The sequence below is a fragment of the Streptomyces sp. JHA26 genome (assembly GCF_002005565.1).
Classification (GTDB): domain Bacteria; phylum Actinomycetota; class Actinomycetes; order Streptomycetales; family Streptomycetaceae; genus Streptomyces.
Map to the genome: position 1 here is coordinate 1 of NZ_BDJC01000063.1, position 13,961 is coordinate 13,961.

Sequence of the window (13,961 nt, forward strand, 5' to 3'; positions counted from 1 at the left end):
GGCCGCGCGCGACCGCGCCGGCACCGGCCGCGCGCGACCGCACCGGGACCGGCCGGGGCCCCGCGGGCGGCGCACGGGGACCGCACGGGCGTCCCGCGCAGTCGGTGGGCCCCCGTAGGATGGACGGCATGGCCAAGACCAGTACGACGACCCAGGGGCTGCGAGCGGCGATCGAACGCAGCGGCTACTACCCGGCCCTCGTGGCCGAGGCGGTGGAGGCCGCCGTGGGCGGCGAGCCCATCCGGTCGTACCTGGTCCACCAGGAGACCACGTTCGACCAGAACGAGGTGCGCCGGCACGTGACCGTGCTGGTGCTCACCGGCAACCGCTTCATCGTCAGCCACACCGACGAGCAGGCCGCCGACGACACCTCCCCGACGCCCTACGCCACGACGTCCACGGAGTCCGTCAAGCTCGGCCGGATCTCGTCCATCGTCGTCAGCCGCGTGGTCGCCAACCCGGAGAAGTACAAGCCGGGCACCCTGCCCCGCGAGATCGTGCTCACCATCGGCTGGGGCGCCGTCTCCCGCCTCGACCTGGAGCCGGCCGCCTGCGGCGACCCGAACTGCGAGGCCGACCACGGCTACACCGGCAGCTCGACGGCCGACGACCTGAGCCTGCGCGTCAGCGAGGCCGGGGACGGCCCGGAGACGGTGCGCCAGGCGCTCGCCTTCGCGCAGGCCCTCTCCGAGGCGACCGCGGACTCTCCCCACTGATGGCGCAGCACACCACCTGGGACACCCACCCGGAACCGCTCCCCGTCGACTCGGCCCCCGTGCCCGAGTACGGCACGGGCTCCCTCGCCGACCTGCTGCCCACGCTGGCCGCCGGCCTCGGCGTCCCCGGCATGACCGCGGCCATCACGGAACTGGCCCCCGCCGACCGGAACTGCGTGTTCCTGATCGACGGCCTCGGCTGGGAGCAGCTGCGGGCCCACCCCGACGAAGCCCCCTTCCTGAACTCCCTGCTCGGCAGCTCGCGCGGCGGCACCGGACGTCCGATCACCGCCGGCTACCCGGCGACCACCGCCACCTCCCTCGCCTCCGTCGGCACCGGCCTGCCGCCGGGCGCCCACGGCCTGCCCGGCTACACCGTGCGCAACCCCGACACCGGCGAGCTGATGAACCAGCTGCGCTGGCAGCCCTGGGCCCCGCCGGACGCCTGGCAGCCGTACCCCACCGTCTTCGGCCTCGCCCAGCAGGCCGGCGTGCTCGCCGGCCAGATCTCCTCGCCGACCTTCGCGAACACCCCGCTGACCAAGATCGCCCTCAGCGGCGGCACCTTCCACGGCCGGCTCTCCGGCGAGGAGCGCATGGACCTCGCGGCCGAGCAGCTGGCCGCCGCCGACCGCGCCCTCCTCTACACGTACTACGCCGAGGTCGACGGCGCCGGCCACCGCTACGGCGTGGACTCCGACACCTGGCGCGGCCAGTTGATGCACGTCGACCGGCTGGCCCAGCGCCTGGCCGAGCAGCTGCCGCCGCGCAGCGCCCTCTACGTCACCGCCGACCACGGCATGATCGACGTGCCCTTCGACGAGGACCACCGCATCGACTTCGACGAGGACTGGGAGCTGAAGGCGGGCGTCGCCCTCCTCGGCGGAGAGGGCCGCGCCCGGCACGTGTACGCCGTCCCCGGCGCTCACGACGACGTGCTGACCTGCTGGCGCGAGGTGCTCGGCGAGCAGTTCTGGGTGGCCTCGCGCGACGAGGCGATCGAGGCCGGCTGGTTCGGCCCCCGCGTCGACGAACGGGTGTACGGCCGCATCGGCGACGTGGTCGCCGCCGCGCGCGACGACGTCCTGCTCATCGCCTCCGAGCGGGAGCCGAGGGAGTCGTCGATGGTCGGCAACCACGGCTCGATGACCCCCGCCGAGCAGCTCGTCCCCCTGCTCGAAGCACGTTCCTGACCCCACCGCCGCCCCTCGCCGAAAGGTGCTCAACCCCTCATGCCCGAGCTGGTGTTCTTCTCCGGAACGATGGACTGCGGGAAGTCGACACTGGCTCTCCAGATCGAGCACAACCGCTCGGCCCGCGGTCTGGCGGGCATCATCTTCACGCGCGACGACCGCGCCGGCGAGGGCAAGCTCTCCTCCCGGCTCGGCCTGGTCACGGACGCGGTGGAGGTCGAGGACGGACACGACCTGTACGCGCACGTCGTCGACCACCTCTCCCAGGGCGGCCGCGCGGACTACGTGATCGCGGACGAGGCGCAGTTCCTGGCGCCGGAGCAGATCGACCAGCTCGCGCGCGTCGTCGACGACCTCGAACTCGACGTGTACGCCTTCGGCATCACCACCGACTTCCGCTCCAAGCTGTTCCCCGGCTCGCAGCGGCTGGTCGAACTCGCCGACCGCGTCGAGGTGCTCCAGGTCGAGGCCCTGTGCTGGTGCGGCGCCCGCGCCACGCACAACGCCCGCACCGTCGGCGGCGTCATGGTCGTCGAGGGCGCCCAGGTGGTCGTCGGCGACGTCAACCAGTCCTCCGACGAGGTCGGGTACGAGGTGCTGTGCCGACGCCACCACCGGCGCCGCATGACGGCGGCGACGGCCCGCGCGGCGGCCCTGTCGCCGGACGTGCTGCCGGTCACCCCGATCTGACAGGAGGGCGCCCCCCGCGTGGGGTTGACGTTCCGTCAGGTGATGGGCGTCACTGTTCCGGTCCCGCCTCCACGTGATCGGAGAAGGCATGAAGTCCCGTTTCCGACGTCCCCTCCGCGTCCACCGCGCCGCCGTCCTCGCCGCCGTCCTGCTCTCCACGGCGGCACCGGCGTCCGCCCTGGACGGGGACGCCCCGGGCGCGAAGGCCCCGGCGGTGCCGCTGCGGGTGGCGACCTACAACATCCACGCCGGAGCCGGTGCCGACCAGGTCTTCGACCTCGACCGCACCGCCGAGGCCGTACGCGGCCTGCGGGCCGACGTGATCGGCCTCCAGGAGGTCGACGTGCACTGGGGAGCGCGCAGCGACTTCGTCGACGAGGCCCGTGCGCTGGCCGGGAAGCTGGGCATGCGCGCGTACTTCGCGCCGATCTACGACCTGGACCCGGCCACCCCGGGGGCGGAGCGTCGTCGCTACGGCGTCGCCGTGCTGAGCCGGTACCCGATCCTCGCCGCGGAGAACCACGAGATCACCCGCCTCTCCACCCAGACCTCCGATCCGGTGCCCGCCCCGGCGCCCGGCTTCGCCGAGGTGACGGTCAATGTGCGGGGCGCGCACGCGCACGTCTACGCCACGCACCTCGACTACCGGGCCGACCCCTCGATCCGCGCGGCCCAGGTGGACGACATGCTGGAGGTGCTGGCCGCCGACCGGGGCCCGAAGATCCTCGTCGGCGACTTCAACGCCGAACCCACGGCCCCCGAACTGGCGCCGCTGTGGCGGGAACTGCGGGACGCCGCTCCCGACGGGGGCGGGACGTACCCGGCGACCACCCCGGTCAAGCGCATCGACCTGGTCACCGTCTCGCCCGACATCACCGTGACCGGCGCCGGGACGGTGGCGACCGACGCGTCGGACCACCGCCCCGTGGTCACCGACCTGAGGCTGCACCGACGCGGCCGCTGAACCCACCCGCCGAATGAACCGCCCGTCGAACAAGTGATCACCGGTGGAGCGGGCGAGGATATGATCACCCCGGCAAGGCCGTAGCGCAGAGGTCGTCGCGCCCACGCATCAAGCTGGAGGACGTCGGTTCGAATCCGACCGGCCTTGCCACCCCTGTCGTTGGAGAGAGTCGATTGGCGTCGGTCCGTCCCGGGCGGGCGGAGGACGATGCCGTCCTCGGCGCGCCGGGCACCGGCGACGGACCGGTGGAGTGGTGATGACGCAGCCGACACCCGTGCGCTGCCCGGCGATCGAACACCCGGACATCCCGATCGGCGACCCCGCCGGCCTGGACCCGCTGCTGGCCCGGCTCAGGTCGGCGCGAGCGATCGAGGCCGACGAGACCTTCCCGGTCGGCACCCTGCGCGCGGACGGCCGCGTCGACCTCTGCAAGCAGGGCCTCGGAGCGGCCGGCGCCGCCCGTCTGGTGCCCGTCGCCGCCGCCTCGCCGCCCGCCCGGCACATCCTGCTCGGCACCAACGCCATCGGCGACGAAGGGGCGTCGACGGTCGCCCGCGCCCTCGGCGACGACCACGGCCTGCGCACGCTCTACCTCGGCTGCAACCGCATCGGCCCCGAGGGCGTCGCCGCGCTCGCCGACGCGCTGTCGGCGGACGCGACCGTGCGCGCCCTGTGGCTCAAGCGCAATCCGGTGGGCGACGACGGCGCCCTCGCCCTCGCCGCGATGCTCCGCCGCAACACCACGGTGCGCACCCTCGACCTGGTCAACACCGGCCTCACCACCACGGGGTTGCGCGCGCTGCTCGACGCCCTCACCGGCCGCCCGCGCCCGGTGGAGCGCCTCTTCCTCGGCGGGAACGGCCTGACCGCCGACGCCGCCGGACTGCTGGCCGCGCTGATCCGGGACGCCGGCGTGCGCGAGCTGTACCTGCCCGCCAACCACCTCGGCGACGAGGGCGCCGCCGTCCTCGCGGCAGCCGCCGCCGACTCCGAACGGCCGGTACGCCTCGGACTGGGCGGCAACGGCATCGGCCCCGCCGGTGCGCGCGCCCTCGCCGACGCCCTGGACGGCATCGAGGCGCTCGACCTGGGCCGGCCGCCCTCGGAGCGCAGCCTCGGCGCCCCCGCCAACGCCACCGGTGACGACGGCGCCCGCGCCCTGGCCGCCGCCCTGTGCGGCAGCCCGCTGCGCCGCCTCGAACTGCGCCACACCGGACTCACCGGGCGGGGCGCGAAGTCCTTGCTGGCCGCCGTGCCGGACGGCTCGCCGCTGGAGTACGTCGGTCTGGGCCCGGGACTGCCCCGCAAGGTGAAGCGGTCCCTGACCCGGCGCCTGCGACCGGCCGCCGGTGCGCACCCCGACCTCAGCGCGATAGGAAGTGTCTACCGGTGAGCCCGCACCCCGGAATGCCGTGCCTGTCACCGGAGGAGGCGTCGAGCCGGCGGCGGATCCGCCGCTACGCGGTGCCCGGGAGGATGATCGAGCAGGCGACCGAGCGCCGCGCGGCCGGCGACTGGCGGGGCGCCTGCGCGGCGGCCGGTGTGGACGTCGCCTTCGACCTGGCGAAGGTCGCCGAGGACCACGGCGACGACGTGGCCGGGGCTCTGGAGGACGACCTGCGCCACCTGGTCCCGGACCTGCTGCGCTGGCACCTGCCCCGCTTCCTGGGCGGATGGACCACCCTCGACACCGACCGGACCGTGGTCCTCGCCCGTTACCGGCCGGTGGACGCCGCCGAACGACCCCTGCCCACGCCGTACCTCCACGTCACCACGCCCCCGATGGTGCAGGGTCCGCAGCGCGTCACCCTGCGTTTCGAGTCGGTCTTCGGCGAGGCGGCCGACGGCGTCTTCCGCTGGAGTACCGACGACTGGCGTCAGGCCCGCCACCTCTGGGACGCGCGCCGTACCACGGAACTGCTCGAACGGTGCGGCGGCGGCGACCGGCCGCCGTTCTTCCACGCCGACGGCACGCCGCGCACGGCGGAGGAACTGCCCACGGCGGACCCCGGTCCCGCCGACCCGGCGGCACGCGCCGAACGGGCCACCCTGCTGCATCAGCGCGGCGCGGTCCTCGAAGCCCTCGCGGCAGCCGGCATCGAGGCCGACCTCACCCCACCGAGCACCCCCGCGACGTACCGGCCCGGCCTGGAGGAGTGCCTGCGCCCGCTCGCGCTCAACCACACCCGTCTGGAACCGGAGGTCCGCCGGCTCGTGGGTGCGGGCACCGGCAGCGGCGCCCTCCTCAAGCACGGTGGCTGGGGTACGAACATCCTGCTGGAACCGGACGGTTCCGGCGCCGGGCTGCGGATCCGCGCCGTCGACTCGAAGAACGCCGGGAATCTCCCCTTCCTCGCCGAGGAGCTCTGGCGCAGGCTCCCCGACCTCGACCTGCTGCGCATGGGCGGAGTCGAGCCGGAACACCTGCACCCGCTGGTCCGCGAGGCGCTGTTCCCCGCCCTGACGGTCCCCGAGGGCACCGTCGGCCCGCCGGGTCCCGACGCGCCCGCACCGGTCCGGGTCCGCTGCCGCGGCGAGTGGCACGAGGTGGGCTTCCGCCCGGGCAACGGGCTGCTCCGCATGCCGCACAGCGACGAGGAGCAGCAGCGCGAGCGGGCCCTGCGCGCGTTCGGCGGCGCCGTCGCCGGGTGCTTCGCCGTCCAGCAGACGTGGGCGTCGGGAGACGGCCGGCTGCCGAAGGCCCTGCGCGCCCAGATGCGCGACCTGTTCCTGCGCGCCCAGCACGGCGACACCCACGGCGTGCTCGAACTCCTCGACGCGGGCGTGGACCCCCGGGTGCGCGACACCGCCCGGCGGTCCCTGCTGCACGTGCTCCACCTGGTCGACCACCGGCTTCTCCTGCCCCGGCTGCTCGAGGCGGGACTCGACCTCGAGGCCCGCGACAGCCGGGGCCGCACGCCGCTGTTCGTGGCGGTCAACGACGGCGGTTCCCGGGCCCTGGTCGAGGCGTTCCTCGCCGCCGGCGCGCGCATCGACGTGGTCGACGACATCGATTACTCGCTGGCCCAGATCATCCGCCGGTACGGGCGTGCCGACCTGGCCTTCCTGCGGCAGCGGGTGCGGGAGGAGCATCCGGGCATCGGCGCCGACTGGTGGGACGAGATGATGGACGCCAACGAGGAACACGACGACGAGGACGAGGACAGTTGAGCACCGCACCCGCCTCCCGCACCGCCTCCGCCTCCCGCACCGCGCCGGCCCCGCTGGCCGCCGCGGACGACCTCGTCGCCCGGCTGCGCACCCGGCGCACCGAACCCGCCGCCAACCACCAACTGGAGGCGCTGGCCTTGGCCGTGACGGCCAACCAGCCCGTCCTCCTGTGGGGCGAACCGGGCATCGGCAAGTCCGCCGCCCTGGAGCAGCTCGCCGCCGGACTCGGCCTCCCGCTGGAGACGGTCATCGCCAGCGTGCACGAACCGTCGGACTTCGCCGGACTGCCGATCGTCGGCGACGACCCGGCGACGACCGGGGTGCCGATGGCCCCGCCCGACTGGGCGGTCCGGCTCCGGCACGCCGGCCAGGGCCTGCTCTTCTTCGACGAACTGTCCTCCGCACCGCCGGCCGTGCAGGCGGCGCTGCTGCGGGTCGTCCTCGAACGCCGGGTCGGCAGCCTCGTCCTGCCCGACGCCGTACGCATCGTCGCCGCCGCCAACCCGCCCTCCAGCGCCGCCGACGGCTGGCACCTCAGCCCGCCGCTCGCCAACCGCTTCGTCCACCTCCACTGGACCCACGACCCCGCCACGGTCGCCCGCGGCATGGCCGGCACCTGGCCGGAGGCGGCCGTCCCGCTGGTCGACCCGGCGAAGGTGCCCGGCGCCGTCGCGCGGGCCCGCGGCGCCGTCTCCGGTTTCCTCACCGCCCGCCCGGGCCTCGTCCACCACATCCCCGACGACGCCGAGAGCCGGGGCCGGTCGTGGCCGTCCCCGCGGACCTGGGAGATGGCGCTGCGGCTGCTCGCGACGGGCTACGCCACCGGCGCCGGCCGCGAGGCGCTGGCCGCCGCGCTCACCGGTGCCGTCGGGGACGGCGCGGGCATCGAACTGCTGTCGTACCTGGAGCACCTCGACCTCCCGGACCCCGAAAGGGTCCTCGCCGATCCGGACGCCTTCGCCCTGCCCGAGCGGGGCGACCGGCAACTGGCCTTCCTCATCGCGGTGGTCGCCGCCATCCAGAGCGAGACCACCCGGCCCCGCTGGGAGGCCGGCTGGACGGTCCTGGCCAAGGCCGTGGACGCGGGCGTGCCGGACGTGGCCGCCCGGGCCGCCACCGACCTGGCGGCGATGCGCCGGCTGGAGTGGCCCGTGCCGCCCGGCATCGACGGGTTCCTGGAGCTGCTGCAGATGTCCGGGGCCCTGCCCGGCAGCCGGTGAGGCCCGCCCTGATGACGGCCGCCCGCGGCGAGCTGGACCGGACCAAGCTGCTCGCCGCCCGCTACCGCGCGGCGCACCACCGGCCCTACCTGGCCTCGGCCCTGTACGCCCTGACCATCGTGCCCTGCCCCGAGGTGGGGACGATGGGCGTGGACCGGCACTGGCGCTGCTACGTGTCACCCGCCTTCGTCGCCGCCACGCCCGTGGAGGAACTCGCGGGCGTCTGGGTGCACGAGGCGGCGCACCTGCTGCGCGACCACCACGGCCGCGCCGCCCGGCTCCCCGCCGCCGCACAGCGCGACGGGTACCGCGTCAACGTCGCCCAGGACTGCGAGATCAACGACGACCTCCTCGCCGACGGCCTGCGCCTGCCCGCCGGACGCGTCGAGCCCCGCCTGTACGGCCTGCCCGACGGGCAGCTGTTCGAGACGTACCTGGACCAACTCCCCCCGGGCGTCCGGGGTCACGACTGCGGCTCGGGCGCCCACGGCCGCCCGGCGCCCTGGGAACTGCCGGCGTCCACCGGCCCCGCCCCGCTCGGGGAGGCCGAGGCCAGGGCGCTGCGCCGGCACACCGCCGAGGCCATGCGCGCCCACCAGCGCGCCCGGGGCACCCTGCCCGCGGGCTGGCAGCGCTGGGCCGAGGAGGTCCTGGAACCCACGGTCGACTGGCGGCAGGCCCTGTCCGGCGCCGTCCGGGAGGCCGCCGCGTGGGCCGGCGGTGCCGTCGACTACACCTACCGCCGCCCCTCGCGCCGCACCCCGGCGCTGCGCGGCGTCGTCCTGCCGAGCCTGCGCCGCCCGCTGCCCCGCGTGGCCGTCGTCGTCGACACCTCGGGCTCGATGGGCGACGCGGAACTCGCCGCGGCCCTGGGGGAGATCACGGGCGTACTGCGCGAGGTCGGCGTGCGCGGCAACCGCGTCACGGTCCTCGCCTGCGACGCCGACGTGCACGCCGTCTCGCGGGTGACGTCCGCCGAGCAGATCACCCTCGGCGGCGGTGGCGGCACCGACATGCGCGTCGGCATCGAGGCCGCGCTCGCGGCCCGGGACCGCCCGTCGATCGTCGTCGTCCTCACCGACGGCTTCACCCCCTGGCCGGACGAGACCCCGTCCTGCCGCCTGGTCGCGGCCCTCATCGGCGCCGGCGCACCGCAGCCCCCGAGCTGGGTGGAGACGGTACGCGTCCCCACCGGCTCCCCCGGGCAGCGGTGAGCGCGGTGGACGCCGACGAGTGGTCCGTGAACGGCACGCCGAACGACTGACGTGGTCCAACCCGGCTCGACGCCCAGCAGGTGCCACCTGTCATCAGTACAACAGAGACCATGAGGACCCTGCCGACCGAGACCCGGGCCGGCAGGGCCCTCATGGCCGTACGAGCGTCAGACGCGCTGCTCCGGCGAGGCCGGCCCGACAAACCCCGCCCAGGCCTCGCGCGACACAGTGAGTATGGGACCGGAGTCAGCCTTCGAGTCACGGACGTGTACAGCAGCCGAGCCGGCTGCGACCTCTACACACTGACCGCCCTCGGTTCCGCTGTAACTGCTCTTGAACCAGGCGAGGTCGGAGGCGGCGGGGGAGGACTCGGCGTTGTTCATAGCGTTCCCGGCAGCCCTTCGATGAACTTCGTTGACTCCTGCGGACTGAGAGCCTGCGATCGGATAATCCCATGGCGTGCAGCCGCGAGAGCCGTCTGTTCCGGGTCGGTCTCAAGAGAGCTGGTCGTGTGCGTCTCCGTGTAGACGAACTTCTTGCCGTCCTTCCTGGTGACCACCGTGAACGGTCCGTTCACGCCTGCGTTCTCCTCGCACTCGGTCGGCATGACCTGGATCTCGACGTTCTGCTTCTGGCCGGCGATCCTCGACGTCGGAATCCTCCGCCCCTGCTCGAACGACGCGATGGTGGACGCCGAGTACCCGAGCCGCCGGCCGAACTCCTCGCGCTCCAGCCCTTCCCGCACCCGCAGTGTCTTCATGGTCTGCCCGAACGCGACCACGACACCCCGCCCGGTCTCGTCCTCCGGGCGCCGCCCGGCCCCGCCGTCGTTCTCCCGCCCGTCCCCGAGACTCACGACCGCCGCACCCGCGCCGCCGTCGCCGTCGCCGTTCTCACGCTCCCCGGGAACCGCCTCGGCCCCTGCCTCCGCACCCGTGTGCTCCGCCATGTCGACCACCGCCTTCTCTCGCTCAACGCCCCGCAGGGGACGTCGTCACGGCGCGCAGCTCCGACACGCGCGTACAACTCGGGTACAGCCGCCCCCTGTCACTGCGTCACCACCGGTCACGCTGAGCGACCGGCGGGACCGTGACGGGCGTGACGACGAAACCCGTCAATCCCACCGACACCGCCCAACCCGCCACCTCCTGTGCCCCTTTGAAGGCGCCCCCGCCACCGGACCGCACCTTCGCGATGCGCTTCACCTCCACGGCGCGGGCCGGTTCTTTCCTCCCGTCCGTCACCCTCCGCTGTGCACCACCGCGAACCGTGCCCCCTCCGGATCCGCCACCAGTGCCACGCGGCCGCGTGGCGTGTCCCGGGCCGGTTCCAGGACGTCCCCGCCCAGGGTGGTCAGCCGTTCCAGGGACTCCCCGAGATCGGCCACCTCGAAGTACGTCGTCCAGTGCGGGCCGCGTTCGCGGGGCAGGGCGCCGTCGAGGCCGTGGATGCCGGCGACGGGGCGGCCGTCGAGGCGGAGGGTCACGTGGGCGCGGCCCGCGCCGGCCGCCGGCTCCAGTTCGAAGCCGAACACCGTCTCGTAGAACTTGGCGACGCCCGCCGCGTCGTAGGTCGTGAGCTCGTTCCACGCGGGCGCGCCCGGGACGCCGGTGACGGCCGTGCCGAGGTGTGCCGCGGCCTGCCAGACGCCGAAGACGGCACCCGCCGGGTCGGAGCCGATGGCCATGCGCCCGGCCTCCGCCGCGTCCAGCGGGCCCACGCCGACCGTGCCGCCGCACAGGCGTACCGTTTCAGCCGTCTCGTTCACGTCGTCGGAGGCGAGGTACGGCGTCCAGGCCAGGGGCAGGTGCCGGTCCGCGGGGAGCCGGCCGATGCCCGCCACCTCCTTCCCGTCGAGCAGGGCCCGTGCGTAGGGGCCGAGTTGCTCGGGGCCGGGCCGGAACTCCCAGCCGAACAAAGCTCCGTAGAACTCCTGGGTCGCGTCCGGGTCGTGGACCATCAGACTCACCCAGCAGGGTGTGCCGGGCGTGTGCCGGGCGTGCGTCTCGCCGCCGCGGCCGGCCGGTCCCCGTGCATCGGTCATCGTCACTCTCTCCTCGGCCCTGCGCGGGCCGTGCGTCCGCTTGCGCTCTGTCGGCCCTCGCGCGGCCCCTGGTGCCGATGCCGCCCCGGGCCCGGTGCCGCGTGCCCCGGGCGCACCCCGGAAGCCGCCCGGCGGCCCGGGCAGTACAGCATGTGTCCGATTCCGTACGCTTGGTGATCGGTGCCGTCCGGCGGGCAGAGTAGCCCGACATCGGCGCGGCGGCCACTCGGTACGTCAGGATGGGCCCATGAACGCCATCATCTCCGCAACCGAACTCGCGGACGAGCTGGCGGGCGCGCACCCGCCCGTCCTGCTCGACGTCCGCTGGCAGCTGAGCGCCGCCAAGGCGGCCGGCGCGCCGCCCTTCGACGGCCGGGCCGAGTACGCGGCCGGGCACATCCCCGGCGCCGTCTTCGTCGACCTGGACCGGGAACTCGCCTCCGCGCCCGGCGAGCACGGCCGGCATCCGCTGCCGGACGTGGCGGAGTTCGGCGCCGCGATGCGCCGCGCGGGCGTGTCGTCGGGGCGGCCGGTCGTCGTGTACGACGGCGGGCAGGGGTGGGCGGCGGCCCGCGCCTGGTGGCTGCTGCGCTGGACGGGCCACCCGGACGTGCGGGTCCTCGACGGCGGACTGCGCGCCTGGCGGGAGCCGCTGTCCGTGGACGTCCCGGTGCCCGACGAGGGCGACTTCGCGCCGGCGCCGGGCGCGGTGGGGCTGCTGGACGCGGACGGGGCCGCCGCGCTGGCCCGGTCCGGGGTGCTGCTCGACGCCCGGGCGGGGGAGCGGTACCGGGGTGAGGTCGAGCCGATCGACCCGGTCGGCGGTCACATCCCGGGCGCGGTGTCGGCGCCGACGACGGAGAACGTGCTGGAGGACGGCCGGTTCCGGCCGGCCGAGGAACTCCGCGCCCGCTTCAAGACCCTGGGCGCGACCGACGGCGGCGAGGTCGGCGTGTACTGCGGCTCGGGCGTGTCCGCGGCCCACGAGGTGCTGGCGCTGGCGGTGGCCGGCATCCCGGCGGCGCTGTACGTGGGGTCGTGGTCGGAGTGGTCGTCGGACCCGGAGCGACCGGTGGCCGTGGGAGCGGATCCCCAGTAGGCCACGGGGCCCCGGTGGACCACGGGGCCCCGGTGGACCACGGGGCCCCGGTGGGCCCCGCGACCCCGGTGGACCACACCACCTCGATGGGCCACGGGACCTCGGTGGGCCACACGATCCCGGCAGCCCGGCGGACGCGTTCGGGCCGCACCCCGCGGGGTGCGGCCCGAACGCGTGCGGGGGAGAGCCCGCCTACTCCTGCTTCTTGCGCCGCGTCCCGAACACGATCTCGTCCCAGCTCGGCACCGCCGCGCGGCGCCCCGGGCGAACCCCGTCGGCCTCGGCCTGGCGGTCGGTGGAGCCGGTGAGGCGGTCGCGGTGGCTGCCCACGGAGCGCGGCATGAGCACGTCGGCGTAGGCGGATCCGGCCGATGCGGCCGGGGCGGGGGGCTCCTCCGCCCCGGGCTCCTCGGCGGGCTCCTCCACCGGTTCCGGCACGCGCTCGGGGACGACCAGGTCGCCCCGGAAGCTCGGCACCGCCTCCAGCAGACTGGTCAGCGAGTCCCGTTCGCGTTCGCCCGAGGCGGTGGCCGTGGTCTCCTCGGCCGGTTCGGACGGCTGCGCGGGCAGGCCGGGCCGCTCCCGGTGCTCCCGGTCGAGCGTGCGGTCCAGCGGCCGGTCGCGCGGCAACCGCGCGATGCGCGGGACGAACGGGAAGCTGGGCTCGTTCGCCGCGAGGTCGTCGGTCTCGCCGATCAGCGCGCGCGCCTCGTCGTCGACGGCCTGGACGAGCCGCCGGGGCGGGTCGTACGTCCAGCTCGCCGAGTGCGGCTCGCCCGCGACCAGGTAGACCAGCAGGACCTCCCAGGTGCCGTCGTCGCGGCGCCAGGAGTCCCACTGCACGGTGTCCTTCTCGGCGCCGCGCAGCAGCAGCCGTTCCTGGACGGCCTCGCCGAGGGGCGGTCCGGAGTTCTCGCCGGGGCGGCGGACGGGGGTCTTGCGGGCCCGCTCCGCCATGAAGGCGCGCTCGGCGAGGACGGGGCCCTCGAAGCGGCGTACGCGGTCGACGGGGATGCCGGCCATCTGGGCGACTTCTTCGGCGGTCGCACCGGCTCGTATACGTGCCTGGATGTCGCGGGGGCGGAGATGGCTCTCCACCTCGATCTCGATCTGGCCGAGGCGGGGACGGTCGCCGCGCACGGCGGCCCGGAGCCGCTCGTCGATCGGAAGCGTGTACTCCGTGCTGTCCGCAGCCTTCAGCACCAGCCGTGTGCCGTCATTCGAGACGGCCACGACACGCAGTTCGGGCATGGGGACCTCCCGGGTGGTGCCTGCCGACGTCACGTGCGTCGCTGCTTCCGCTCTGTCGAGTGTGGCCTGCCCGGGTGCAGCCTGCCACAACCTTGCCGAGTTGCCCGGCGTGTCGGGCGCGGGCCCTGGATCGCCGTTATGGCACGGTTACCTGTTCGCAACGCTAAGTGACCAACTGCGTCACCCAGTGCAACTAGCCCCCTCCCGGCGGTCCTTCGGGGCCCCGGACCCCCTGTCGGGAGACCGGACCCAGGGCTCGCAACAGTACTCCATTCGGACCACCTGCGTGGATTGGCGCGCCGCCCGACTTCGCGCAAGAGGGAGTGGTCGGCCGTCCCCGGCGCGATTTCCGCGACCCTGCGCGTGGCGTACTTCACGGAATCGCCAGAAACGGAACTA

13 protein-coding genes and 1 pseudogene are annotated in these 13,961 nt (G+C 74.7%); 10 read left to right on the plus strand and 4 right to left on the minus strand.

The window, feature by feature from the left end:
• The first annotated feature begins 119 nt into the window (after window positions 1-119).
• The 9 genes and pseudogenes from JHAT_RS28375 (at window position 120) to JHAT_RS28415 (ending at window position 9,168) form a co-directional block, all read left to right on the plus strand.
• Window positions 120-716, plus strand: a complete 597-nt coding sequence (locus JHAT_RS28375) for a DUF5998 family protein (RefSeq protein ID WP_171991100.1) — start codon at window positions 120-122, stop codon at window positions 714-716.
• On the plus strand, window positions 716-1,909 hold the full coding sequence (locus tag JHAT_RS28380) for an alkaline phosphatase family protein (protein ID WP_077801135.1): 1,194 nt from the start codon (window positions 716-718) through the stop codon (window positions 1,907-1,909). The genes JHAT_RS28375 and JHAT_RS28380 overlap by 1 nt, the downstream gene beginning before the upstream one ends.
• A gap of 39 nt (window positions 1,910-1,948) precedes the next feature.
• Window positions 1,949-2,599, plus strand: coding sequence for a thymidine kinase (locus tag JHAT_RS28385; protein ID WP_077801136.1), 651 nt, complete (start codon window positions 1,949-1,951; stop codon window positions 2,597-2,599).
• 88 nt (window positions 2,600-2,687) lie between these two features.
• Entirely contained in the window at window positions 2,688-3,563 is an 876-nt protein-coding gene (locus JHAT_RS28390) for an endonuclease/exonuclease/phosphatase family protein (protein WP_077801137.1), read from the plus strand.
• A 74-nt stretch (window positions 3,564-3,637) separates the two neighbouring features.
• Window positions 3,638-3,713 (plus strand): annotated as a pseudogene (locus JHAT_RS28395).
• Between the two features lie 106 nt (window positions 3,714-3,819).
• Window positions 3,820-4,956 (plus strand): gala protein, encoded by a 1,137-nt coding sequence (locus tag JHAT_RS28400; RefSeq protein ID WP_077801165.1) that lies wholly within the window; start codon window positions 3,820-3,822, stop codon window positions 4,954-4,956.
• Entirely contained in the window at window positions 4,953-6,734 is a 1,782-nt protein-coding gene (locus tag JHAT_RS28405) for an ankyrin repeat domain-containing protein (protein ID WP_253195637.1), read from the plus strand. The genes JHAT_RS28400 and JHAT_RS28405 overlap by 4 nt, the downstream gene beginning before the upstream one ends.
• Entirely contained in the window at window positions 6,731-7,954 is a 1,224-nt protein-coding gene (locus JHAT_RS28410; RefSeq protein WP_077801139.1) for a sigma 54-interacting transcriptional regulator, read from the plus strand. Before JHAT_RS28405 ends, JHAT_RS28410 begins: the two co-directional genes overlap by 4 nt.
• Window positions 7,955-7,965: 11 nt before the next feature.
• Window positions 7,966-9,168: a VWA-like domain-containing protein gene (locus JHAT_RS28415; RefSeq protein WP_077801140.1), complete on the plus strand. Its 1,203-nt coding sequence runs from the start codon at window positions 7,966-7,968 to the stop codon at window positions 9,166-9,168.
• Window positions 9,169-9,335: 167 nt separating this feature from the next.
• On the opposite strand, the gene JHAT_RS28420 is transcribed toward JHAT_RS28415, so the two are convergent.
• From JHAT_RS28420 to JHAT_RS28430, 3 genes are all read right to left on the minus strand, one after another.
• The gene (locus JHAT_RS28420; RefSeq protein ID WP_077801141.1) at window positions 9,336-9,551 is read right to left on the minus strand and encodes a DUF397 domain-containing protein; all 216 of its coding nucleotides are present in this window, start codon (window positions 9,549-9,551) and stop codon (window positions 9,336-9,338) included.
• The gene (locus JHAT_RS28425) at window positions 9,548-10,117 is read right to left on the minus strand and encodes a Scr1 family TA system antitoxin-like transcriptional regulator (RefSeq protein WP_077801166.1); all 570 of its coding nucleotides are present in this window, start codon (window positions 10,115-10,117) and stop codon (window positions 9,548-9,550) included. The genes JHAT_RS28420 and JHAT_RS28425 overlap by 4 nt, the downstream gene beginning before the upstream one ends.
• A gap of 291 nt (window positions 10,118-10,408) precedes the next feature.
• Window positions 10,409-11,212, minus strand: a complete 804-nt coding sequence (locus JHAT_RS28430; protein WP_077801142.1) for a VOC family protein — start codon at window positions 11,210-11,212, stop codon at window positions 10,409-10,411.
• A 247-nt stretch (window positions 11,213-11,459) separates the two neighbouring features.
• On the opposite strand from JHAT_RS28430, the gene JHAT_RS28435 reads away from it, so the two are divergent.
• Window positions 11,460-12,311, plus strand: a complete 852-nt coding sequence (locus tag JHAT_RS28435; RefSeq protein WP_077801143.1) for a sulfurtransferase — start codon at window positions 11,460-11,462, stop codon at window positions 12,309-12,311.
• A 192-nt stretch (window positions 12,312-12,503) separates the two neighbouring features.
• Here the strand turns inward: JHAT_RS28435 and sepH are convergent, their stop codons facing one another.
• Window positions 12,504-13,562 carry a septation protein SepH gene (sepH, locus tag JHAT_RS28440; protein ID WP_077801144.1) on the minus strand — a complete coding sequence of 353 codons (1,059 nt, stop codon included), beginning with the start codon at window positions 13,560-13,562 and terminating at the stop codon, window positions 12,504-12,506.
• Window positions 13,563-13,961: the final 399 nt, after the last annotated feature.